Origin of the sequence: Rubrivirga sp. (genome assembly GCF_049648075.1) — a bacterium.
In the GTDB taxonomy this organism is placed as follows: Bacteria; Bacteroidota; Rhodothermia; order Rhodothermales; family Rubricoccaceae; genus Rubrivirga.
In genome coordinates, this window is the sequence record NZ_JBARYR010000235.1 from 1 (window position 1) to 21,879 (window position 21,879).

General features: G+C 68.8%; 16 protein-coding genes and 2 tRNA genes. 7 read left to right on the forward strand and 11 right to left on the reverse strand.

From position 1 onward, the window contains the following. The coding region (locus WBA11_RS06945) for a pyruvate, phosphate dikinase (protein ID WP_424519976.1) at positions 1-1,412 on the reverse strand (1,412 nt) is incomplete at its 3' end. Between the two features lie 77 nt (positions 1,413-1,489). Next, complete coding sequence (locus WBA11_RS06950; RefSeq protein WP_424519977.1) at positions 1,490-2,158, reverse strand: HAD family hydrolase; 669 nt, start codon at positions 2,156-2,158, stop codon at positions 1,490-1,492. A gap of 206 nt (positions 2,159-2,364) precedes the next feature. Between WBA11_RS06950 and WBA11_RS06955 the strand changes: the two genes are divergently transcribed. After that, on the forward strand, positions 2,365-5,532 hold the full coding sequence (locus WBA11_RS06955) for a DNA polymerase I (RefSeq protein WP_424519978.1): 3,168 nt from the start codon (positions 2,365-2,367) through the stop codon (positions 5,530-5,532). A 358-nt stretch (positions 5,533-5,890) separates the two neighbouring features. On the opposite strand, the gene WBA11_RS06960 is transcribed toward WBA11_RS06955, so the two are convergent. The 5 genes from WBA11_RS06960 to WBA11_RS06980 all read right to left on the reverse strand — a co-directional run bounded on the left by WBA11_RS06960 (position 5,891) and on the right by WBA11_RS06980 (position 13,201). Continuing rightward, positions 5,891-7,102: a dipeptidase gene (locus tag WBA11_RS06960; RefSeq protein ID WP_424519979.1), complete on the reverse strand. Its 1,212-nt coding sequence runs from the start codon at positions 7,100-7,102 to the stop codon at positions 5,891-5,893. A gap of 231 nt (positions 7,103-7,333) precedes the next feature. After that, positions 7,334-10,021, reverse strand: coding sequence for a DUF5916 domain-containing protein (locus WBA11_RS06965; RefSeq protein ID WP_424519980.1), 2,688 nt, complete (start codon positions 10,019-10,021; stop codon positions 7,334-7,336). A gap of 152 nt (positions 10,022-10,173) precedes the next feature. Then, complete coding sequence (locus WBA11_RS06970) at positions 10,174-11,004, reverse strand: hypothetical protein (RefSeq protein WP_424519981.1); 831 nt, start codon at positions 11,002-11,004, stop codon at positions 10,174-10,176. Then, positions 11,004-12,827: a M56 family metallopeptidase gene (locus WBA11_RS06975; protein ID WP_424519982.1), complete on the reverse strand. Its 1,824-nt coding sequence runs from the start codon at positions 12,825-12,827 to the stop codon at positions 11,004-11,006. The genes WBA11_RS06970 and WBA11_RS06975 overlap by 1 nt, the downstream gene beginning before the upstream one ends. Further along, the gene (locus tag WBA11_RS06980; RefSeq protein WP_424519983.1) at positions 12,824-13,201 is read right to left on the reverse strand and encodes a BlaI/MecI/CopY family transcriptional regulator; all 378 of its coding nucleotides are present in this window, start codon (positions 13,199-13,201) and stop codon (positions 12,824-12,826) included. Before WBA11_RS06980 ends, WBA11_RS06975 begins: the two co-directional genes overlap by 4 nt. A 181-nt stretch (positions 13,202-13,382) precedes the next feature. On the opposite strand from WBA11_RS06980, the gene WBA11_RS06985 reads away from it, so the two are divergent. Beyond that, complete coding sequence (locus WBA11_RS06985) at positions 13,383-14,681, forward strand: vitamin K epoxide reductase family protein (protein ID WP_424519984.1); 1,299 nt, start codon at positions 13,383-13,385, stop codon at positions 14,679-14,681. Here the strand turns inward: WBA11_RS06985 and WBA11_RS06990 are convergent. Beyond that, complete coding sequence (locus WBA11_RS06990) at positions 14,648-14,824, reverse strand: hypothetical protein (protein ID WP_424519985.1); 177 nt, start codon at positions 14,822-14,824, stop codon at positions 14,648-14,650. The two genes, WBA11_RS06985 and WBA11_RS06990, sit on opposite strands and share 34 nt — an antisense overlap. Here WBA11_RS06990 and WBA11_RS06995 point away from each other — a divergent pair. Next, the gene (locus WBA11_RS06995) at positions 14,823-15,866 is read left to right on the forward strand and encodes a mechanosensitive ion channel family protein (protein ID WP_424519986.1); all 1,044 of its coding nucleotides are present in this window, start codon (positions 14,823-14,825) and stop codon (positions 15,864-15,866) included. The genes WBA11_RS06990 and WBA11_RS06995 overlap by 2 nt on opposite strands. Here the strand turns inward: WBA11_RS06995 and WBA11_RS07000 are convergent. Beyond that, complete coding sequence (locus tag WBA11_RS07000) at positions 15,863-16,471, reverse strand: 1-acyl-sn-glycerol-3-phosphate acyltransferase (protein ID WP_424519987.1); 609 nt, start codon at positions 16,469-16,471, stop codon at positions 15,863-15,865. The genes WBA11_RS06995 and WBA11_RS07000 overlap by 4 nt on opposite strands. Positions 16,472-16,689: 218 nt before the next feature. On the opposite strand from WBA11_RS07000, the gene ribE reads away from it, so the two are divergent. From ribE to WBA11_RS07020, 4 genes are all read left to right on the forward strand, one after another. Continuing rightward, complete coding sequence (gene ribE, locus WBA11_RS07005; RefSeq protein WP_424519988.1) at positions 16,690-17,178, forward strand: 6,7-dimethyl-8-ribityllumazine synthase; 489 nt, start codon at positions 16,690-16,692, stop codon at positions 17,176-17,178. Positions 17,179-17,235: 57 nt separating this feature from the next. Continuing rightward, a complete protein-coding gene (locus tag WBA11_RS07010) occupies positions 17,236-19,545 on the forward strand; it encodes a two-component regulator propeller domain-containing protein (RefSeq protein ID WP_424519989.1) in 2,310 nt (769 codons plus the stop codon). Between the two features lie 96 nt (positions 19,546-19,641). Next, positions 19,642-19,715, forward strand: a tRNA-His gene (locus WBA11_RS07015). 25 nt (positions 19,716-19,740) lie between these two features. After that, positions 19,741-19,812: transfer RNA gene (locus tag WBA11_RS07020), tRNA-Glu, on the forward strand. A 394-nt stretch (positions 19,813-20,206) separates the two neighbouring features. Here WBA11_RS07020 and WBA11_RS07025 read toward each other — a convergent pair. After that, positions 20,207-20,629, reverse strand: a complete 423-nt coding sequence (locus WBA11_RS07025) for a BLUF domain-containing protein (protein ID WP_424519990.1) — start codon at positions 20,627-20,629, stop codon at positions 20,207-20,209. Positions 20,630-20,677: 48 nt separating this feature from the next. Then, positions 20,678-21,862 (reverse strand): DUF4105 domain-containing protein, encoded by a 1,185-nt coding sequence (locus tag WBA11_RS07030; RefSeq protein WP_424519991.1) that lies wholly within the window; start codon positions 21,860-21,862, stop codon positions 20,678-20,680. Between the last annotated feature and the right edge of the window lie 17 nt (positions 21,863-21,879).

Sequence of the window (21,879 nt, forward strand, 5' to 3'; positions counted from 1 at the left end):
GGCGTGCCCATGCCTCGGGCCACGACGGCGGCGTGGCTCGTCATCCCGCCCCGAGCGGTCACGACGGCCTGGGCGGCGACCATCCCGTGGAAGTCGTCGGGCGAGGTCTCGTGGCGGACCAGGATCACGGGCTCCCCGTCGGCGGCCCACGCTTCGGCTCGGTCGGGCGTGAAGACGGCTCGGCCCTGGGCGGCTCCCGGACTCGCGGGCAAGCCTTCGGCCAGGACCTCGACGGTGGCATCCGGGTCGACGGTCGGGTGGAGCAGACCATCGAGGGCGGTGGGCTGGACGCGAGCGACGGCGGCCCGTTCGTCGATGACGCCCTCGGCTACCATCTCGACGGCGACGCGGACGGCGGCGGCTCCGCTGCGCTTGGCCGTTCGCGTCTGGAGCAGCCACAGCCGGCCGCGCTCGACGGTGAACTCGACGTCCTGGACGTCGCCGTAGTGGGCCTCGAGGCGCTCAGCGATCTCGCGAAACTCGGCGTGAGCATTGGGTAAGTCGTCCGCCATCTCGGCGATGGGCCGGGGCGTCCGGGTGCCGGCCACGACGTCTTCACCCTGGGCGTTCAGCAGGTACTCGCCGAACAGCGTCTTCTTGCCGGTCGACGGGTCGCGCGTGAACGCGACGCCGGTCCCCGAGTCCCAGCCCGTGTTGCCGAACACCATCGCCTGGACGGTCACGCCGGTCCCGATGTCGTCGGCGATCGCGTGGACGCGGCGGTAGGCCCGAGCGCGCGGGTTGTCCCAGCTGTCGAACACGGCCGCGATCGCCATGCGGAGCTGCTCGTCGGGATCGTCGGGGAAGGGTTGCCCGCGATGCTCCGCGAAGACGATGCGCTTGGAGGCCTCGACGACGTCGCGGAGCTGGTCAGCGGAGAGGTCGGTGTCGGCGCCGCTCTCCGTGTCGCGCTTGGCGGCCTCGAGGACGCGCTCGAACCGGGAGCCCTCGACGCCCATCACGACCTCGCCAAACATGGCGACGAAGCGGCGGTAGGCGTCCCAGGCGAACCGGGCGTCGCCGGTCTCGGCGGCGAGCCCGGCGGCGGTCTCGTCGTTGAGGCCCAGGTTGAGGACCGTGTCCATCATGCCCGGCATCGAGACGGCGGCGCCGGAGCGGACGGAGAGCAAGAGCGGCCGGGCGGGGTCCCCGAACGTCCGGTCCGTGGCGGTCTCGACGTCCTCGAGGTCGCGGCGCGTCTGGCTCCACAGCCCCTCGGGGAAGACGGCGCCGTGGCGTCGGTACGCGACGCAGGCCTCGGTCGTGATCGTGAAACCGGGCGGGACCGGCAGGCCCGCGGCCGTCATGTCGGCCAGGCCTGAGCCCTTGCCGCCCAGGAGCGCTTTGTCGCCCGCCGGAGCGTCGGCGAACGAGTAAACCCAGCGGTGGTCGCGGTCGGTAGGGTCGAGCATAGCAGGGGAGAGGAAGGGCTCGGCCCAGAAGGTATCGGTCCCGGAGGCTCGGTTCGCCCTCGAGGACGTCGCTGCCGCTACGCCACGGCTCCGAGGTCGAACGCCTCGAGCGTTTCGAGGACGACGTCGGCGTCCTCGAGGTCGTCCACGGAGTAGTGGCCCGTCGCCACGGCCACGGCGACGGCGCCGAACGCGCGTGCGCACTCGATGTCGCGCGGCGTGTCGCCGATGATGACCACGTCGCCGCCCTCGAGGACGCGGCCGGTGTGCTCGGACGCGCGGTGGGCGCCGATGGCCGGGAGTTCGTTGCGGCTGTGGTGGTCGCTGCCGAAGGCCCCGAACGGGAAGACGTCGCGGCCCAGCCCGATCCGGTCGATCTTGTCGTAGGCGATCGTCTCGACGTTGCCCGTCAGCAAGCCCAGGGTGACGCGGTCGGCGTGCAAGCGGTGGACCAGGTCGACGGCACCGGGCAGGTCCTCGACGGTCGCGTGGGGGAGCCCGGCCTCCATGTGGCGGACGTAGGCCTCGCGGAACGCGTCGACCGCGGTCGGGTCGGCCTCGAGGCCGGCGTCGACGGCGCCCTCAAGCACCTCGCGGAAGATCTGGGGGTCGGTCTTGCCCGAGAAGGGCAAGTCGGAGAAGTCGTAGCTCGCGCCGACCACGTCCTCGAGGGCGGCGGTCACGGAGCGGCGGCCGACGCCGTGGGACTGGAGGAGCGTGCCGTCGATGTCGAAGAGGAGAACCATGTCCGGGGAGAGAGGAAAGGGGGCTCTACACCATCGAGGCCGACAAGCTCCGGGACGGCCCGGATGTTCACTGGAAGGCACCGCGACCTCGATGCCGTGTTGCGGAGGAGCGACCTCGAGGCCGCGACAACCCGTCGGCACCGGGCGGCGTTAGCGTGTCCCGATCCCGTCCTCGAGGCCGACGCCTCCACCGAAAGACCGCTCGCATGGCCGACCAGACCTCCCTCTTCGACAACGACGACGCCCTCGAATCCCCCGACCTCGAGGCCCCCGACTTGACCTCGCCCGACCTCAAGGCGCCGGACCTGACGACCCCGGACCTCCAGGTCCCCGACGTCCCGCCGGCCACGCCCGACCACCCCGTCCCCGCCGACGCCTTCGACGACCTCGACGACGCCTCCGGCCGTGAGACCCTCTTCCTGGCGGACGCGATGGCGCTTGCCTACCGCGCCTTCTTCTCGATGAAGAACGCGGCCCTCAACGCGCCCGACGGGATGGACACCCGGACGCTCTACGGCTTCGCGACCGCGCTCCTCAAGTTGTTAGAGGACGAGCAGCCCGAGCACATCGCCGTCGTGTTCGACAAGATCGGCGGGGCGCCCACCTTCCGCGACAAGCTCTACGACGACTATAAGGGGCATCGGCCGCCGATGCCGTCCGAGATCAAGCAGAACATCCCGCTCCTCAAGCGGCTGTGCCGCGCCTTCGACATCCCCGTCCTCGAGGTCGAGGGCGTCGAGGCCGACGACGTGATCGGGACGCTCGCCACGCGGGCCGAGGACGAGGGCGTCGATACGGTCATCTTCTCGGCCGACAAGGACTTCCGCCAGTTGCTGTCCGACCGCGTGTCGATGCTCCGCCCGCCCTACATGGGCGAGGTGTTCAACCGCGAGACACCCGAGACCTTCCGCGAGAAGTACGGTGGGCTCGAGCCGTCCCAGTTTATCGACCTGCTCGCGCTCATCGGCGACAGCGCCGACAACGTGCCGGGCGTGCCGGGGATCGGCGAGAAGACGGCGATCAAGTTGATCGAGGAGCACGGGACCGTCGAGCAACTCATCGAGGTCGGCCCGACGCTCAAGGGCAAGCGCGCGCGCGAGGGCATGGTGGGCCACGCCGACGACGCGCGGCTCAGCAAGCAGCTCGTCACCATCCTGACCGACGTCGACCTCCAAGACGACGACGGCAACCCGCTCGACTGGCACACGCTCCGCCGGACCGACCCCGACCTCGAGGCCGTCGAGGACCTGTTCAACGAGGTCGGGTTCGGGGCGCGGCTGCGCGACCGCGTCAAGGACTACGCGGCGGGACGGCAACGGAGGGGCGGAGGCGGCTCGCGCAAGAGCTACACGGCGCTCCCCGAGGACGACCCGTCGCTCAGCTTCGACTTCGGCCCCTACGAGCCCGTCACCGCCCTCGACGAGGACGCCGTCGACTACAAGACGGTCTACGAGCGCGACGACCTCGAGGTCGCCGAAGAGCTGGTCACCGACGCGCCGCACCTCGCGTTCGACACCGAGACGACCTCGACGGACTCGATGCGCGCCGAACTGGTCGGCGTGTCGCTCGCCAAGGACGAGAAAAAGGCCGTCTACCTGCCCACTCCGCTGCCCGACGGGACGCCGGAGACCGCCGTCCTCGACTCGGTGAGGGCCGCCCTCGAGGACGAGACCCTGCCCAAAATCGGCCACAACGTCAAATACGACCTCGAGGTGCTGGCCCGCCACGGCGTCACGGTCCGCGGCGACATCTTCGACACGATGGTGGCGCACTACCTCTTGAACCCCGAGGCAAGCCACAAGCTGGACGACGTCGCCAGCTTCCACCTCAACTACCGTCCCCAGCCGATCACGGACCTGATCGGGACGGGCAAGAACGCGCTCTCGATGCGCGACGTGCCGGTCGAGGACGTCGGCCCGTACGCGTGTGAGGACGCTGACGTGACGCTGCGCCTGGTCCCAATCCTGACCGACGCCTTGGAGGCGCTGGACGATGGCCAGGGAAGGCTCTTGCAGATCGCCCAAGAGATCGAGTTCCCGCTCGTTCCGGTCCTGGCCAAGATGGAGATGGCCGGCGTCAAGGTGGACGAGGGCGTCCTGGCCGACATCCGCGTCGGCCTCGATGAGCAACTGACCGACCTCGAGGCCGAGATCGAGAAGCTGGCGGGGCGTCCGTTCGGGATCGGCTCGACGAAGCAGTTGGGCGAGGTCCTGTTCAATCCGCCGCCCTCGGACGAGGAAAAGGCCGCGGCGGTCCAGTGGCTCCAGGACGTCAAGGACAACGAGAACGGCGCCGTCGAGGGCGACCCCGACGCCAAGCCCAAGACCAAGAAGCAGCTCGCCGAAGAGTCGCCGACCTACGGGATCGGACTCGCACCGCTCGGCAAGACCAAGACGGGCAAGCCCAAGACCGACGAGAAGGTGCTGGCCGAGCTCGCCCAGGAGCACCCGCTGCCCGCCCTCGTCCTCGATTGGCGCAAGGTCTCCAAGCTGAAGTCGACCTACGTCGACCGGCTGCCCGAGCTGATCCACCCCGACACGGGACGCGTCCACACCGACTTTAACCAGACCGTGACGGCCACCGGCCGGCTCTCGTCCTCGAACCCGAACCTGCAGAACATCCCGATCCGCACGGACCTGGGCAAGGAGATCCGCCGCGCGTTCGTCGCCGAGCCCGGCCACGTCCTGATGGCGGCGGACTACGCCCAGATCGAGCTTCGGATCATCGCCCATATGTCGGAGGACCCCGGCTTGGTTCAGGCGTTCGCGGACGAAAAGGACATCCACACCGCGACCGCCGCGACCGTCTTCGAGGTCGACTACGACGACGTCACGCGCGACCAGCGCGACAAGGTCAAGCAGGTCAACTACGGCATCCCGTACGGCATCTCGGCCTTTGGCCTGGCCAACCGCCTGCGCATCGGCAACGCCGACGCTCAGGTCCTGATCGACCAGTACCGCGCGGCCTACCCCAAGGTCATCGAGTTCCTGGACGGGTTGGCCGAGGAGGCCCGCGACCGAGGCTACGTCGAGACGCTCCTGGGACGACGGCGCTACGTCCCCCAGATCACGTCGCGCAACCCGAACGACCGGGCCTACGCCGAGCGGATCGCGGTCAACATGCCCATCCAGGGCACGCAGGCCGACATGATCAAGATCGCGATGCTGTCCATCTCGGCCGGCCTCGAGGACGTCTCCGCCGGCGCGCGGATGATCCTACAGGTCCACGACGAGCTGGTCTTCGAAGTCCCCGAGGAGGATGTCGAGGCCGTCTCCGCGTTTGTCCGTGACAAGATGGTGACCGCGTTCCCGCTGGGCGACGTGCCCGTCGTCGTAGACGTCGGCGTCGCCGACAATTGGCTCGACGCGCACTGATCGACTACGAGGCAGTGGCGCTACGCCCATGCGGCGAGCTTCTGCCGAATCCCGCGGTACGTGAAATTCCCTGTCACGATCTTTGTGATAGATCTTCTCCTCGTACGGAAAGACCCCCTTCAGCTGCGAGCCTTTCGGTGTTTTGGAGACGCGCAGGAAGACTTGGTTCGACTGCAGGTTTTTAGGTGGTTGTTGATCACCGTTGCGGAGACCGCCACGACCGCGACGACAGTCTCGCCCAACCGAAGACCACTAGAGGTCACCTGCTAACGCTGGATCGCTCGGCGAAGAGCGACATTCAGTCCAGTGCACCCTCGGGGACGAACTCTCGACCCTGGAGTCCAGGTATAGAGGACGTCTACTCCGTCGCCGCCGCCTCGACGGCACGCCAGACTCGCATCGTATTCCCGCCAAGGATCTGGCGGATGTCATCCCCCTCGTACCCGCGCCGAAGCAGCTCGGCGATCAGGTTCGGGTACCTGGACACGTCCTCGAGGCCGACCGGCAGCGTCGGGCCGACACCGTCGTAGTCGGACCCGATCCCGACGTGGTCGATGCCGACCAACCCGACGACGTGGTCGATGTGGTCCGCGACGTCGGTCATGTCCGCGAGGCGGAGCGGGTTGCGGGCTTCGAACCCGTCTGCATAGGCGTCGGCCTCGGTCGAGGACGGCTCGATTCCTCGAGCCGCGAGGGAGTCGTCGAGGGCCTCGCGAAGCGCTTGGCGGTCGTCCTGGACGCGCTGGAGCAGGAACGTCGAGCCGAAGTTGATCTGGATCACGCCGCCGTTCTCGGCCAGCCGCCGGATCATGTCGTCGCTCATGTTGCGCTCGAAGCCCGGCGTGAACGCCCGCGCCGACGAGTGGCTCGCGATCACGGGAACCGTCGTCACGTCCATGACATCGTCGAAGGCGGGGTCTGAGATGTGCGACACGTCGACCATGATGCCCAGCCGGTTCATCTCGCGCACGACCTCGAGGCCGAAGTCGCTGAGGCCGCCCCACGTGCCGGCGTCGTCGTAGGACGAGTCCGAGATCTCGTTGTCGCGGCTGTGCGTGAGCGTGACGTAGCGGACGCCGCGATCGCGGAAGTGGCGCAGCGCGCTCAGATCGCCCTCGACAGGCGCTCCGTTCTCGATCCCGAGCGCCAACATCACCACGCCCGGCTGGCGCATCCGTGCTACGTCTTGGACGGAGCGGACGACCGCGAACTTGTCCGGTGCGTCCGCCGCCATCGCCTCGACGCCGTCGATGAGCGAGTCGGCCAACGCTCGCGCGCCGCCGGTCTCCTGGTACGACGCTGGGATGTAGATCGACATGAACGCCACGTCCAGGCCGCCCTCGAGGGCGCGCGGGTGGTCGAAGTCGCCGCTCGCCGTCCGCACCGACACGTCCTCGGGCGACTCGCGCAGCCGGTACGGCACGTCGATGTGCGTGTCGACGATGAGCGCGTCCTCTGCGATCTCCGCTGCCAGGACGTCCCTGGGGTCGGGACCTGGGATCGCGCAGCAAACCGTGCATCCGCCGACGAAAAAGCTGGCGGCGACGAAGCCGAGGGAGATCGTTCGCATCGAGGTCGGGGGAGGGCCGGCCCAAGGTAGAGTGCCCTCGGCGCGCGGCCCGTCCTCGAGGCCGGCGGGTCGCCCTCGAGGCTGACCTAGATAGACCGGCCCCGACAGCACACGCGCGTGACTGCCGGGGCCGTAGGACTGGGTGCGATCAAACCCCTCAGTCCGTGTCAGATGGTGTCACTTTCCGAGGTCCGCGCCCCGCAGGTTGCGCTCGTATAGGGAATAACCGGATTATCCGAGCCAGTAGCTCAACTTGATTAAAAACAAGTTTGTCACCTCGTCCGAGAACAGGCCGCGGACGTCGCGGTCGAACGAGAACGCCCCGTCGGGGGCGGAGCCGCTCCGCTGCTGCTGCCACACAGCGAAGACGGACGATCCGGGGCGGTACTCCCAGCGCAACACGGCGTTGCCCTGGAGCGCGCGGACGGTGAAGTTGGGGTCCGAGAACTCGGCCGTGCCGCCGTCTGCGCCGGTCACTCGGTACGAGAGGTCGCCGTCCTCGCTCGTAAGCTGCTCGACGGAGCCGAAGCCGTCGCCGTAGAGCGGGAGCTCGAACTGGCGCGCCTCCGTGAGCTGGCGGAACGCGGAGTAGTCGCCTCGCGAGACGAACGGACGGACGAACGTCTGAAGGGACAGGGTAGGGGTGAACGTCCAGTTGACGCGGGTGTCGATCGAGAGCGTCGTCTGGTCGATCACGCCGAACACGTAGCGCTGGCCGAACGTGGCATCGAGGTCGGGCGCGTCGAAGGCGCCGACGTATTGCTGCTCGGTGTGGGAGCGGTTTAGTCCGGGACCGACGCGGATCGACAGCGACGACGACGGGCGGATCTCGACGCCGGCCTCGATGCCGTGAAACCAACTCCCGAGCTCGTTCCGGTTGGCACCGGTCCACGCGTAGCCCGAGACGATTTTCCGGTCGTCCGTCCACACGTTCAGGTTGATCCGGGCGCCGCCAGGGCTCGTCATCAACGGCCCTCCGCGAGTGCTCCGGTCGTCCAGCGTGCGGACCCACGCGTTGCCGTTGAGGTTTGCGCCCCAGAAGTTTTTGAAGTTGCCGAATACCCGACCTCCCGCAAACGTCTCGGTGCGGTCGCCATTGAAGTTCCACTCGGTGCCGACAAAGGCGTTACCGCCCCAGCTTTGAAACGCGCCCTGGGCCTGGTTCTGGTTGTAGATCAATACCGTCCCCGCCCCCACCTGGTCCGCGCGGGACTGAAAACCGAGCTCGTTGGAGTCGAAGCCGGGAGACGTCGCGTTCCCGTGGAATCCTACGAGCCAGTGCTCTCCCGATGTTTTCAAGAGGTTGACTTCGCCCGTGTACCCGGCCAGTGACGTCCTCGACGCATCGAGGTCGATGTGGTCGGCGTCGGGACGTTGGAAGACACGAGGGAACGAGGTTTGGACACGCTCGATGGAGCTTTCGCTACCGGAGATGAGGCTCCCTGCGAGCTGGCCGCTTAGGACCCAGTCACCGAACGGGTGCTCGACGTCGAGGCCGGCGACCGCCGCCTGGCCCGGTAGCAACTCGTCGATGGCGGGGTTGGAGGTGCTCCGAACGACGGACGTGCCGAGCGCGCCGATGATGGTCCGACCGAACGTCCCTCTCACACGGCCAACGGCATAGTTGGTGGCGGGCTCGATGAGGGCTCGGTCGTCCATCACCAGTTGGTTGTTGACGTCGATCGCCTGGAACGATCCGTATTCCGAGCCGGTGACGGCGTTCAGGACGCCGAACGAGAACCGACCGGCTCGGCCGGACAGCTTGGCGGCGCCCAGGATGGTGCTCTGCTGTGGGGCGTCGGTGTAGACCGTCCCGTTCTCACCGGCCGCATCTTGGGCCCCACTCGGCACGAACGAGCCTCGCTGCGGGCTCCGCCCGATCCGGCGCGTGTAGAGCAAGTCCGGCCGGTTGTTCGAGAAGTAGCGGCGGGGCTCCATCGAGAACACGTCCAGGCCCTCGACGAAGAAGGGGCGGCGCTCCTCGAAAAAGAGCTCGAACCCGCCCAGGTTGACCTGCGCCGGGTCGGCCTCGACCTGGCCGAAGTCGGGGTTGACCGTGGCCGTGAGCGTGATGTCGCTCGTGACGCCGTACTTGACATCGAGGCCGACGCGTGGGTCGAGGTCGTTCTCGGCGAAGAACGGGTCGAGGTCGTTGCCGGGTGCCCGCGTCAGGCTCGAGGCGATGTAGGGCTGGATCTCGAGCTGCCGCTGGGCGCGCAAGCCCTGCAAATCCGTGAGCGTGCCGAACTGGCTGACGATGCCGTTGAGCTCGGGAACGAGCGGTGCCCAAAAGGTTTGCTCGTTGGTGCGCAGGTGCCTCCGACCAAACTCGACACCCCAGGACTGATTCTCGCCGGTCGCGAACCGAAGCTGGCTGAGGGGGATGCGGAACTCCGCGGTCCACCCGTCATCGTCGCGGGTGACGGCGGCGTCCCAGACCGCGTCCCACGAGTCGTCCTCGTTGACGTCGTCGAAGAGCAAGGCGTCCGAGAGAACGCCGGCGGCGTTGACCTGGAAGAGAAAGGCGGTCCGGTCGTCGTTGTACGAGTCGAAGGCGACGACGGCCCAGTCGCTCTCCAAGCCCGAATCGCGACGCCCGAGCTGGGTATCGATCTGGTCGGCCTGCGTGTCGTGCATCCGCATGCCGACGTACACCGTGCTTCCGCTGTAGACCACGCGCGCTTCGGTGCGCTCCGTCGCGGGCTCGCCGGCGTTCGGACGCATCTGGACGAATCCGGTCGCGATGTCCGCCCCAGCCCAAACGGACTCGTCGAGGACGCCGTCGAGGTCGATGGACGCGTCGCCGAGCGCGTGGGCGCCGATGATCTTTCGGTCTCCGAGGGGCGACTCGAGGTCGGTCGACGTCTGGGCGAACGTGGGAGCGGCAAGTAGAAGAGCCGCGAGGAGCGAAAGACGCATGAGTCGGAGTGGTAGAGCTGACCCCTTCACGGGACGGTAAGCTGTTGAGTTACAGTGTCCGTTAAAAAAATAGCAGGATTTAGGTGTCAGTCTTCTCTCTGGGCACCTGCTGGGTTGGTCTCGAACCTGTTCCCCTCCTGAAGGGGAAGTCGCTATCCGCCGCTCACGAACCGGACGGAGCCGTTTGTGGCGGTCAGTGCGAGGGGGGAGCCGCCGGTCCCGAGCCGGCCGGAGATCCTGTCGCCGACGTATCGGCCTCGCTGTCGGACGGTGTCGCACACGTCGAGGTCGTCGATGGCGATGCGCCCATTCTGCGTCTCGGCGGAGACTTGGGCGGAGTAGCGGTCCGGGACGTCGACCGTGATCGGGCCGTTGTCGGCACGGACGACTAGACCGCTACCGCGCCACCGGTCGCCCTCGAGGCCGATGCTGACGGGGCCGTTGACCGCGCGAATGGTGACGTCGCCCTCGACGCCCTGGATGGACACCGGCCCGTTGACGGCTCGGGCTTGGATGGAGCCCCTCAACCCATGAATGGTGAGGGGGCCGTTGACGGCTCGCACTGTCAGGTCGGTCTGCTTCGGCGCGAAGATCTCGTAGCTGACGGAGACGCTTTCTCGGTTGTGGGATTCGGGGAGACTCGACCGCACGCGGCCGCCCTGTGTCTGCACCGAGGACGCATCGACGAGGCGCTCTGCCCGAGCTTTGCTCGCCGCGACGCCGACGATCCGGGACCGGACCAGCACGTCGTCGCGGTCCCACTCCTTGACCTCGATCGGCCCATTCGTCGCGCCGTCGACGTCGAGGGCGCCGGCCTCGAGGAGCGCCTCGCGGACCTCGCAGGCGACCTCACGACTGGAGGTGCTTTGCTGGTAAACGTTGTCGCACCACGGGGCGTCCTCGAGGACGCGGCCGGCGATGTTGGTCTGAGCGGACGCGCCGACGCTGAGCGCGAAGAGGAGGGCAGCGAAGCGATGGGCCATTAGGAAGTGGAGCCTGTGGCGGTCGCGCCGGCGCGGCGGACGGCGTTGGCGCGTGCCCTGTCGACGGAGTCCCAATCGACGGACGGGACGGGTGGAGCCGGAGGCTGGGGGGGAGCCGCCGGTGAAATGGCGCGGACGGTGGGCCACGCTTCGTCGAGGCCGCGCTTGGCCGCTGACCAGACCTCGGACAGGCCCGCCTCACCCATGGCGTCGCGGGCGTCCTCGAGGGCCTCGAGGGCGGCCTCTCGGATGTCGTCTTCCATCTCGAGCCGGTCGCCCTCGGCCTCGAGGCGGGCTTCGCGAGCCTCGTCCTCGGCCTCGCGAATGGCCTCCTGAGCATCTTCGAGCGCCTCCCGACGGACCTCCTCGAGGTCGACGCCCTCGAGGGCACGTTCGGCCTGCTGGAGAGCGTAGAGCTGGACGCGGGCGACCTCGGCGTCGGCGCCGTTTACGTCCTCGAGGGCGCGGCGGACCTCCCGCTGCGCATCGCGGATGTGGGCGCGGACGGTCTCGAGAGTGTCGGGCACCGCCTCAGTGTCCGGACTCGAGGACGAGGAGCGTTCGGTCTCGGCCTCGAGGTCGGCGACGGGCACCTCGGTCTCGGCGGGGGACGGCGGCGCTGGGGTGGCGGGTGTCACCGGGGCGGCGACCTCGAGGGCATCGGCGGATACCGACTTGGTCTCGGCCTCGACGGGACGGAACGCGGCGACGGGGATCAGGACGCCGAGCGTCAGGACGACCGTCCCCATCCTCGAGAGACGTCCAAGCTGTCCGCGTCGTCGGTCGGCGTCGAGGATGGAGGTGATCCTGGTTTCGAGGGGTGCGGTGCGTGCCATCGGGGCGACGGCGGCCAGGGCTCTGGGCTCGCGACGGATCGCGCGCGCCACGCCGACCAAGTGAGCCGCGTAGGCGGACGGCCGGGCGCCGCCTTGGATGACGGCGTCGTCGCAGGCCTGCTCTCTCGCGTCGAGGTGTTGGCGGTAGCTCCACCACGCCAGGGGATTGAACCAGTGAACCGCGACGGCGGCCTGGGCCACGGCCTGGGTCCAGGCGTCTCGGCGGCGCAGGTGGGCCATCTCGTGGAGAAGAACGGCCTCGCGTCGGTCGTCGTCCCACTCGTCGGCGCTCTCGGGGAGGACGACGGCGGGCGTTCCGTAGCCCCACGCGATGGGGACATCGAGGTCGGGAGAGCGGAGCAGGCGGACAGGCTCGTCGAGGCCGGAGAGCCGGCGTGCGCGGTCGGCGAGGACGGCCCATTCGTCGTCGGTCTCTGGGCGGGCTCGGCGGACCAGGCGGACGGCGGCGAGACCAGCGCCGAGCCACCACAGGGCGACGGCGGTCGCTCCAACGCCCCACAAGATCACGAGCCATCCTGATAGCGAGCGGCCGGGCATCGTGGGCGGCTGAGGGAACGCTCGTGCCGCCGAGCCCGACACGATCACCGGAGCTGCGGCCTCGAGGTCGGACTCGAAGGCGGCCATGTCCGCTTCGAAGTCTGCCATTTCGGCCTCGAAGGCGACCATGTCAGCCTCGAACGACTCCAGGTGGATCTCGAACTCATCCATCTGGTGAGTCGACGCGACTGGAGTGGGAGGGGCGGGCGGCGGAGGTGTGGGGAGCTCTGTCGCTGGGGTCGGGAGCACTCCGACGGACCACTGGGGTCCTGCGGCCTCGAGGACGGGGAGCAGGAGCAGGGCGCCGAACGCGGCGGCCCAGATCCCGTGCCGGAGTGAGGCCGGTGCGCGCCGGAGCAGACGGACGGCGAGGGCGGCGACGAGAAGGACAGCGGCACCTTTCAGGACCAGGGATAAGAGCACGATCATTGTCCTTGGGAGCGGGCGCGTTGGATAAGGTCGTCGAGCCGGTCGAGGTCGTCGGTCGACAGGTCGGCCGAGGTCTCGTCTAGGAGGGCCGCGACCGCGCGGTCTGGGCTCCCGTCGAAAAACGTGGTCAGCAGGTGCCGGAGCGCGTTCTTGCCCGCGGTCTCCCGTGCCTGGATAGGGAGGTAGACGTAGCGGGGCCCGTCCTGCTCGTGCCGGACATGGCCCTTGTCTTTCAGGATGCGCAGGTGCGTCCGGACCGCGGAATCGCTGGGCGGCTTGTCGAGCGCGCCGCGGACTTCAGCGGCGGATGCCCGCCCCAAGCGGTGGAGGACGTCGAGGACTTCGCGCTCGCGGCGGCTGAGGCGGGGGAGCATAGAGTGTGCTAAAAACGTAGCAGGAGGGTAGGGGTCGCGAGACGAAGAGTCAAGCAGATGTTGTTTTTTTGGCAGGTACCAGAATCGAGTTCGGTGCGTTGCGCGTGCGAGGTCCGGCCGTCGCCTTCGTAGATTTCGGCCCCGGGTTTCACCTCCCGCCTCTTCCGATTCCACCGCGCTCATGGCTCTCCCTGCACAGACCTCAACCCTCCGCCGCGTGATCGTCGGCGTCGCCCTGCTCGGCGTGGTCGTCGTCACCCACCTGGCTCTACAGAAGGCGAATGGGTTCGCGAACGGCTGCACCGGCCTAGGGAGTGAGGTCGCCTTCGACGCGACCGCCGCCACGACGGGCACCACGGCTGGCTGTGCGGCCGTGACCGAGAGCGAGTACGCCGACTTTCTCGGGATCCCCAACATCGCGTTGGGACTGATCTTCTACGTCGTCCTGGCGCTGTTGCGTCTCGGCTATGTGATGATCCGCGACAACCGCCTACGCCTGGCCTCGGGCGCGATGACGAGCGTTGGGTTCGCGTACACGGGCTACCTGGTGTACTTGCAGGCCGCCGTGATCGGTGCGTTCTGCCCGCTCTGCATGGCCTCGGCCGCGATCGTGACGCTGCTGTTCGTCCTGCACGTCGTCGAGCATCGCCGTCTTGGAACGGCGGTCGCCCCGGACAAGCGCCGCCGCGTCACGCCGGAGCCCCAGGGCGTCGGGGCGCTCCGACCGTACAGCCCGGTCCTGGGCGGGTTCGCCGTGTTGCTCCTTCTCACGTTCGGCCTCGGGTCGAGGACGGAGGCGGCCCAGGCGTCGCCCGGTGGACAGGCCAACGTCCAGGGCGTCAACACGCCGACGCCGCGCATCCAGGACGTTACCGGCTCGTGCGACTACGACCCCGACTTCGAGCTCATCACGGACCTCTCTGCCTTTACCGACGGCCCGGTGCTGGGCAACGCGGACTCGGACGTGAGTGTGGTCAAGGTGTTCGATCCCAACTGCCCGCACTGCAAGGACCTGTCGGAGACGATGGACGGGTTCATCGCGGAGAACGGCGAGTCGGCCGCGTACTACTACGTGCCGTACCCGCTGCGTCAGCAGTCGCTCGGGCAGGTCATCGCGCTCAAGCTGGCCGAGGAGGAGGGCAAGTTCTTCGACCTGATGAAGGAGATGTTCGACCGCCAGGACCAGTCCTGGGGCATGACGATGCCGGAGCTGGTCGCGACGGTGACCGCGGCCGGGATGAACGGGGCGGACTTCGAGGCACTGCTGAACGACCAGGAGGCTCTCCAGCCCGTCCTCGATCGTGTCCAAGCCGATGCCGACGCCGTCAATGCGGCGTTTGCGACATCGGGTGGCGGCATCTCGGTGCCGAAGCTCGCCGTCAACGGCCGCGTCGTCGCGTCCACGTTCGCGGCCTACAGCGGCCGGTGCCTCGGCGAGTTTATCGCTCAGGCCGACGCGGCTCCCGTTGAGGTCGAGTAGCCGGCCGCGTCCTCGAGGTCGGACCCGACCTCGAGGTCGGGGGGACGTGGATAGCCGTCCTCGAGGGCTCGGCCCCATCCGCACGGTTCGTCCTCGAGGCCGGCGCGGGGCACCTCTGGGCCGGGGCGGCGTTGGGCAGACATGGCCCAAATCCCTCCCTTCCCGCCCCAGGCGTCCCCAGACTCCGTCGAGGCCGCGGAGAACGCGCTCGACCTGAGGGAACGTGACCTCGACGCGCTCGACGGGCTGTTGGGGCCCGTCGTGGAGCCCCTGAGCGACCTGCTCCCGTTCGGCCCCGCCGTGACCCGAGAGCTCCTGCTCACCGCGATCGTGGTCGTGGTCGTGGCCGCGCTCCGTCGCGTCGCGCTCGCTGTCGTCCGGCGGCGGGCGCCCGAGGACAGTCGCCGGCTGTACCAGTGGAAAAAGACGTCGTCGTACATCGCCGGCGTTGTGCTGACGCTGGCCCTGTTTCAGATCTGGGTCGGGGAGACGGCCAACATCGGCACGTTCCTGGGCCTGCTGACGGCGGGCATCGCGATCGCCCTCCGAGACCCCTTGGTCGACTTGGCGGGGTGGGGATTCGTGCTGTGGCGCCGCCCATTCGTGACCGGCGACCGGATCACGATCAACGGTTTGACCGGCGACGTGGTCGACCAGCGCGTGTTTCAGTTCACGCTCCTCGAGGTCGGCACGAAGACGGGCGCGGGGCAGTCGACGGGGCGGATCGTTCACGTCCCGAACGGGTGGGTGTTCACCAACTCGGTGACGAACCACACGGGGACGTTCGCCTACGTTTGGAATGAGGTGGCCGTCGTGGTCACGTTCGAGAGCGACTGGCGCGGGGCCAAGCGACTCCTGCTCGAGGTCGCCCACGAGTGCGCCGATCACTTGTCGGACGACGCCGAGCGGACGCTGCGGGCGGCGGCGCGGGAGTACTTCATCTTCTACTCCAAGCTCACCCCGACCGTCTACACGTCGGTCGTGGGGGAGGGCGTCCAGCTCACGATGCGCTATCTCGTGGCGCCTCGGCGCGTGCGGGGAAGCGAGCAGGACGTGTGGGAGGCCATCCTGGACCGCTTCGAGGCGCTCGACACCATCGACCTGGCGTACCCAACCACCCGGATGTACCGCAACGACCTCGAGGGCAAGTCAGGCGCCGGCGGCCCTCCGCGGACGGAGGCTTAGCGCGTTCGCGTCCTCGAGGGCGACGGAGACTCCGGCCGCCGCGCGTCCTCGAGGTCGACCGCACCGATCTCGCCCTCGAGGGCAGGACCGCGTCCAGCGGGAAGTGTGGCCCGCGCCGGGTGCTTGCCCTCGACGCCATCGAGCAGCGCGCCGATCGCCTCGAGGTCGGCCTCGAGGTCGCCGGAGGGCTGGAGCGTCCCGACGCATCCGATCTGGCGCCGGCCCCAGTCGAGGGCGACGACCGAGATCGGGACGCCGGCCTCGACGGCCATGCGGTGAAACCCCGTCTTCCACCGCTCGACGGCCGACCGGGTGCCCTCCGGCGTCACCGCGACGAGGGCCGGCTCATCGGCGGTGAGCGCGTCGACGCCGCGGCCGACCAACCCGCCGGGCTGGTCCCGGTCGACCGGGACGCCGCCGAAGACGCGTAGCAACCACCCCAGCGGACCGACGAACAGCTGACGCTTGGCGAAAACACGTACCGAGATCCCACACACCGCCGCCGCCGCCAGCCCGACGATCCCGTCCCAGTTAGAGGTGTGAGGAGCCGCGACCAGAACTTGGTGAGGGCGGTCCGCGAACCCGCCGACAAACCGCCAGCCCATCACGCGCATAATCCAGCGACCCAGGACGCGAGTCCACGCGGGGTACGCCTTCGATGGGATGGAGGGGGGGAGGGCTGGCAGAGCCGCGCCAGGCGGGAGGTGCTGAACCGTGCCCGAGGGGTCAGGTGGCGTGAGCATGGTGCGAAGCTACAGAGGGCGCTCCCGCGTGGGCTGAGCGCCCGGCCTCAGGTCGTTACCTTCGGCCAGACCCCCCGCTCATGTCGACGACGTACGAAGGCCAACTCGTTTCTCCCGATGGCGCTCGCTACGCCATCGTCGCGAGCCGCTTTAACGAGGCCATCGTGTCGCGTCTCGTCGAGGGCGCGCAGCACGCGCTCGCCCGCCACGGGGCGGATCCCGAGGCTGTGGACACGGCGTGGTGCCCCGGAGCCTTCGAACTCCCCATCGTGGCGCAGGCGCTGGCCGAGACCGAGCGGTACGACGCCGTCATCTGCCTCGGCGCTGTTATCCGCGGGGCCACGGCCCACTTCGACTACGTCGCGTCCGGCGTCACGAGCGGCTGCCAGACCGTCGCCCTCGACACGGGCGTCCCGGTCCTGTTCGGCGTCCTGACCGTCGACACGCTGGATCAGGCATGGGAGCGGGCCGGCACCAAGGCCGGCAACAAGGGCGCCGAAGCCGCCGCCGCCGCCGTCGAGATGGTCGACCTTCTTCGCCGCGTCGCGACCGACGCGCCCTCCGCCTAGCCCCGCCCGGCCCCCGACGAGAGATACGCGAACCTGCCCCCTCCGCCCATGCGGAACATGCGCGCACCGCTCGCCCTCCTCGTCCTCTTCGTCGCCCCCGTCTTCGCACAGTCGGCGGAGGGATGGAGAGCCTACCCCTCGTACAACGAGATCTCCGCCTTGACGGCGTCCCCGGACGGCCTGTGGGCCTCGGCCGACGGCGGAGTCTTCTTTTACTCGACCTCGACAGGCGAGCTCGAGACCGTGACCTCGATCGACGGCCTCGAGGGCGGACCCGTCGGCGCTCTCGCGTTCGACGAGGCACGAGGCCTGTTGTGGATCGGGTACGAGAGCGGGGTCGTGGAGAGCCTCGATCCCGACAGCCGCGAGATCCAGAAGGTGTTCGGCGTCTCACGCGCCGACCAGTACGCGTCACGCGGCATCCGCCGGATCGACGTCGAGGACAACGTGCTCTACCTCTCGACCGACTTCGGTGTGGTCGTCCTCGATGCCGATGCGCGGAACGTGCGGAGCGCCTACACCCGCCTGGCCAACGTCGAGGCCGGGACACCCGTCAATGACGTTCTCCTGGCTCCGTTGCCCGACGGCCAGCCCGGGATTTGGGCGGCGAGCGACGGAGGGCTGGTCTACGCCTCACTCGCGACCGACAACCTCCAAGCCCCGGGCGCCTGGACGCGTGCCGACCTCGAGGGCGCGGCGTTCAGCCTGACGGAGTACGACGGCCGCGTGTTCGCCGGCGGAGGGCCGGTCGGGGCGCGAGATCTGTACCGCCGGTCGGACGCGGGAGTCTGGGAGCGGCAGCTCTTCATCGACAACGTCGTCACGGACCTTCTCCGCTTTGGGGACCGGGTCTACGGTCAGTCCCCGACGTTCGTCTACGTCATCCCGCCGTCCGCAGGGGACGCCACCGTCTTCGAGCCGATCGGCGCGACCGTCCAGTCCGGCGTCGTGGTGGGGCCTGACGGCACGGTCTGGGCCAGCGACGACGCCCTCGGACTGTTCCCGATCCCGGACACCGCTCCCGGCGCCGGGCGCATCACGATCACGCCGCAGGTCACGACCCCGCCCGGACCGCTCTCGACCAACATCACCGACATCGACGTCGGCGCGGACGGCGTGCTCTGGCTGGTCACGGAGACGCTGGAGTCGGCCGGGTTCGCGTCGGTGGGGCGCCTCGAGGGCGAGACGTGGACGGCGTACCGCTCGAACGATCCGAGCATCGACATCGCCCGGCAGTCCTTTCGCGCGGCGTCCGTCGGGCCGGACGGGTCGTTCTACGCAGGCTCGAACGGAGATGGCGTCACGGTCTTTCCGCCCGACGGCAGTGCCGAGGGGGCCGTCAACTACACGCCTTCAAACTCGTCGCTCCGCACGGCTACGGGCGAGCCAAACTTCGTCGTCGTCGACGATGTCGCTTTCGAGGACGACGTCGTCTGGATGCTGAACGCGTCGAGCCTGCCGCTCCATCGGTTCGATGGCGAGCAGTGGGTCGGGTTTCCCTACCCGGCAGGGATTCCCGCGACGGCGGCCGCCAAGCAACTCGCCATCGACGAGTTCGGCCAAAAGTGGATCGCCCTCGAGGGCGCCGGGCTCGGCGCGTGGGACACCGGTGACGACCCTCTCTCCGCAGCCGACGACCGGGCCGTCCGCTTTACGGGCGGCGGCAGCGGTTCTGGGATTCCCGGAAACGAGGTCGTTGACGTCGTCGTGGACGGCCGGGGGCGCGTCTGGATCGGGACCGACCGCGGAGTCGCGTTCGTGTTCTCGCCGAGCCAGGCGTTCGGCGGCAGCCCAGAGCTGGCCACGCCGCAGTGGCCCCGCCTCGAGGACGGTCGCGACTTCCTGCTCCGCGATGTCGAGGTGTTCGACCTCGAGGTCGACCCCGCAGGGCAGGTCTGGGTCGGAACGTCGAGCGGCGCCTACCTCATCAACGCGGACGGCGACGGCCTGGTCCGCACCGTGACCGCCGCCACGAGCCCGCTCCCGAGCGACGGCGTGTTCTCGATCGCTGTCGATCCGGGCTCGGGCCGCGTGTTCTTCGTGACCAGCGAAGGGCTGTTCAGCTCACCTGGCGACGCGACGCGATTCGACCCGCGCTCGGAGGAGCTCGTCGCGGCGCCCCAACCGTTCCGCCCGGCCGAGAGCTCCGAGGGAGTCGTCGTTCGCGGCTTGTCGTCTCCGACGTCCCAGGTCCGGGTCGTCACCGTCGCAGGGGACGTCGTGTTCTCAGCGGATGTCTCGGGCGGCTCGTTCCGCTGGGACGGTCGCGATCAGCAGGGGCGGCCCGTCCCTTCCGGTGTCTACTTGGTGGCGGCGGTGGGATCCGACGGTTCGTCGCGGGCCGGCAAGGTGGCGGTTCTCCGGTAGCGTCCTGCTCGCGTCCCTCTGCAGATTTTCACCGTCACAGTGGAGCGAGCGGGGTCTGCCCTCGTAGATTTGCGGTACCGTGCTTGCACGGAGATGGTGGCTGTAGCTCAGTTGGTTAGAGCGTCCGGTTGTGGTCCGGAAGGTCGCGGGTTCAACCCCCGTCAGCCACCCTCGGCGTCTCTATGGCGCCACCCCGCCGCGTTCGTCTAACGGTTAGGACGCCAGGTTTTCATCCTGGTAATAGGGGTTCGATTCCCCTACGCGGTACTGAGGCCTCCGGCTACGCTGAGCCGAGGCCGATGCGCCATGAGGCTGAGGAACTCGCCGAGGCTGGACGGGAGCTTCGCCGTGGTGGTCTCTTTCACGGACCAGTCGCGGTAGATTCGGCCCGCCTCGTCTGCGAAGTCTCCCTAGGTCAGGTCCGACGAGCACCCAGTGGCCACAACGCGGGCGTCCTTGTGACCGCCATCGAGGGCGGTTCGTTCGAAGGTGCCCTCGAGGGGGCGCTGGCTCAGAGAGACGACCGAGCGTTCGTCGGGCAGGTCTGGAGAGTCCCCAGCCGACACGGGCCGTGGCCTCCACGCGGGTACGTCGGAACAGATGCGTCCTCTCACACCCGGCTCCCGGCCGCACACACCGTACGAGCTGCGGTGTGTGGGGGTCAGTCAGCGAGAGACGCTTCCCCGACGTCCGAGCGGTCCCACGTCGCCGAGAACCGAAGGAAGCCGTCGAGCGTCGCCGGGAGCTCGGACATGCGGACCAGACCCATCGACCAGGCCGAGAAAAGGCGCGGCCCGGCGTCCTCGAGGCCGGAGGCGAGGTCGCCGCGACCGAGCACCTCGAGGTCGGTGTGACGAGGGTCTTCAGAGATGGCGTCGTAGAGCGCCTCGACGGTGTCCTCGGGTCCCTCGAGCCACTGCACGAACTGGCCCGAAGCGGTCACGATGGCCTCGATCCGACCGTACAAGAGCAGCCCGGTCACGCCCAAGACCCTGTTCCGGACCGTGGCCTCCTCGATGATGTCGTTGAGGTCCCGTGCCATGAGACCAGGGCGGGACGTGGAGCGATAGAGGAGGGCGTGCATGATCGGCAAACGGGGTGCGACGCCGTCGAGTCTCCACCCGGCCTCAGTTCAGGATTCCCCCTGTCCCCGCCACGCCAACCGGAACGTGAGCAAGAGCCCGAGGGGCGCCAAGGCAGGGTGCATCGGCTCGGGCCACAACGCCCACCCCAGCAAGGCCACGATCGTCGCCCCGGCCGCTGCCCAGGCGTACCGACGCCCTACCGTTCCGAGGTCGGGCCGTAGAAACGCGACCGCCGCGACCGCGTGCGTAGGCCACATCCAAAGCAACTCGACATTGGCTTCGGTCACGTAGTGGTCCGTCGCGATCCAGAGCAGGAGCAGAATCGTTCCGGCGCCTCCGACGGCCGCCAAGAGGGCCGCGTCGCCCCAGCGGGCCGCCTTCGAGGGCCGGCCTCGAGGCCGAATCACGGTCGCGGTGACGGTGCCGACGAACAGAACCCAGGCGAGAGCCGTCGGCCATGGAAAGGCGGGCTCGGGGACGTCGGCGCCCTCGACCCAGAACACGGTGTCTCGCTGGGCGACCAGCGGCTCTCCGTCGACGGTCGCGTCCTCGAGGGCGGCGGAAAGGGCGTCGGGCAGGAAGATGGCTTCCCTTGGCTGGGCCTCTTGGTCCATGGGCGTGCCCAAGCCGAGCATCGTCCCCAGGTCGACGAGCGGGTGCCCGGCGGCGTACGGGCGGACCAACTCGCGGAACGTAACGGCCTGCTCGGGCGGCTCGAGCCGGACAGGAGGGTGGCCCGTACGGGTCAGGGCTTGGTTGACGACCTCGAGGAGCCGCGTCGAGCAGTTGTCGCGGAGGAAGTCGTAGCGGTAGCTCCGGTTCTGGGGGAGCGCGTTCGTCTCCAGGATGTCGTAGAGCGCGCGGACGGTCTCGGCCTCGAGGGCGAGCGTTTGCTCGATGACGGGCCGCCCGAGAAAGCGATACTTGGCGACTTCGTCGGCGTACGGCGCGGCGTCCAGGATGTAGTCGAGGCGGCCGGACAGGAACCGCAGCGTGAAGTTGGGCTGCTCGAACGAGAACGTGCCGTAGTTGTAGGCCCGGTCCAGACCGGCGGCGGCGTCCTCGATGCGGAGCGCGTTGTGGCCCCACAGGCTGTAGACCTCGTCGCCGGGGAGCATGGTCAGCAGCGAGACCCGCGCGGAGTCGGAGAGCCCGACGTTTCCAGTTGGGGAGGGCGTCTGACCGGTGACGGGAGCAGCTAGGACGAAGGCGAGAAGAACCAATGGGCGCATGGCCCGAAACTAGGGGC

Bases quoted from the DNA above. Each gene is read 5' to 3' on its own strand.
- WBA11_RS06970 (WP_424519981.1), bottom strand. From the start codon at position 11,004: ATGGCCCATCGCTTCGCTGCCCTCCTCTTCGCGCTCAGCGTCGGCGCG.
- WBA11_RS06980 (WP_424519983.1), bottom strand. From the start codon at position 13,201: ATGCTCCCCCGCCTCAGCCGCCGCGAGCGCGAAGTCCTCGACGTCCTC.
- WBA11_RS07000 (WP_424519987.1), bottom strand. From the start codon at position 16,471: ATGGGCTGGCGGTTTGTCGGCGGGTTCGCGGACCGCCCTCACCAAGTT.
- WBA11_RS07010 (WP_424519989.1), top strand. From the start codon at position 17,236: ATGCGCGCACCGCTCGCCCTCCTCGTCCTCTTCGTCGCCCCCGTCTTC.
- WBA11_RS06990 (WP_424519985.1), bottom strand. From the start codon at position 14,824: ATGTCTGCCCAACGCCGCCCCGGCCCAGAGGTGCCCCGCGCCGGCCTC.
- WBA11_RS06975 (WP_424519982.1), bottom strand. From the start codon at position 12,827: ATGATCGTGCTCTTATCCCTGGTCCTGAAAGGTGCCGCTGTCCTTCTC.
- WBA11_RS06985 (WP_424519984.1), top strand. From the start codon at position 13,383: ATGGCTCTCCCTGCACAGACCTCAACCCTCCGCCGCGTGATCGTCGGC.
- WBA11_RS07030 (WP_424519991.1), bottom strand. From the start codon at position 21,862: ATGCGCCCATTGGTTCTTCTCGCCTTCGTCCTAGCTGCTCCCGTCACC.
- WBA11_RS06960 (WP_424519979.1), bottom strand. From the start codon at position 7,102: ATGCGAACGATCTCCCTCGGCTTCGTCGCCGCCAGCTTTTTCGTCGGC.
- WBA11_RS06955 (WP_424519978.1), top strand. From the start codon at position 2,365: ATGGCCGACCAGACCTCCCTCTTCGACAACGACGACGCCCTCGAATCC.
- WBA11_RS06965 (WP_424519980.1), bottom strand. From the start codon at position 10,021: ATGCGTCTTTCGCTCCTCGCGGCTCTTCTACTTGCCGCTCCCACGTTC.
- WBA11_RS07025 (WP_424519990.1), bottom strand. From the start codon at position 20,629: ATGCACGCCCTCCTCTATCGCTCCACGTCCCGCCCTGGTCTCATGGCA.
- ribE (WP_424519988.1), top strand. From the start codon at position 16,690: ATGTCGACGACGTACGAAGGCCAACTCGTTTCTCCCGATGGCGCTCGC.
- WBA11_RS06950 (WP_424519977.1), bottom strand. From the start codon at position 2,158: ATGGTTCTCCTCTTCGACATCGACGGCACGCTCCTCCAGTCCCACGGC.
- WBA11_RS06995 (WP_424519986.1), top strand. From the start codon at position 14,823: ATGGCCCAAATCCCTCCCTTCCCGCCCCAGGCGTCCCCAGACTCCGTC.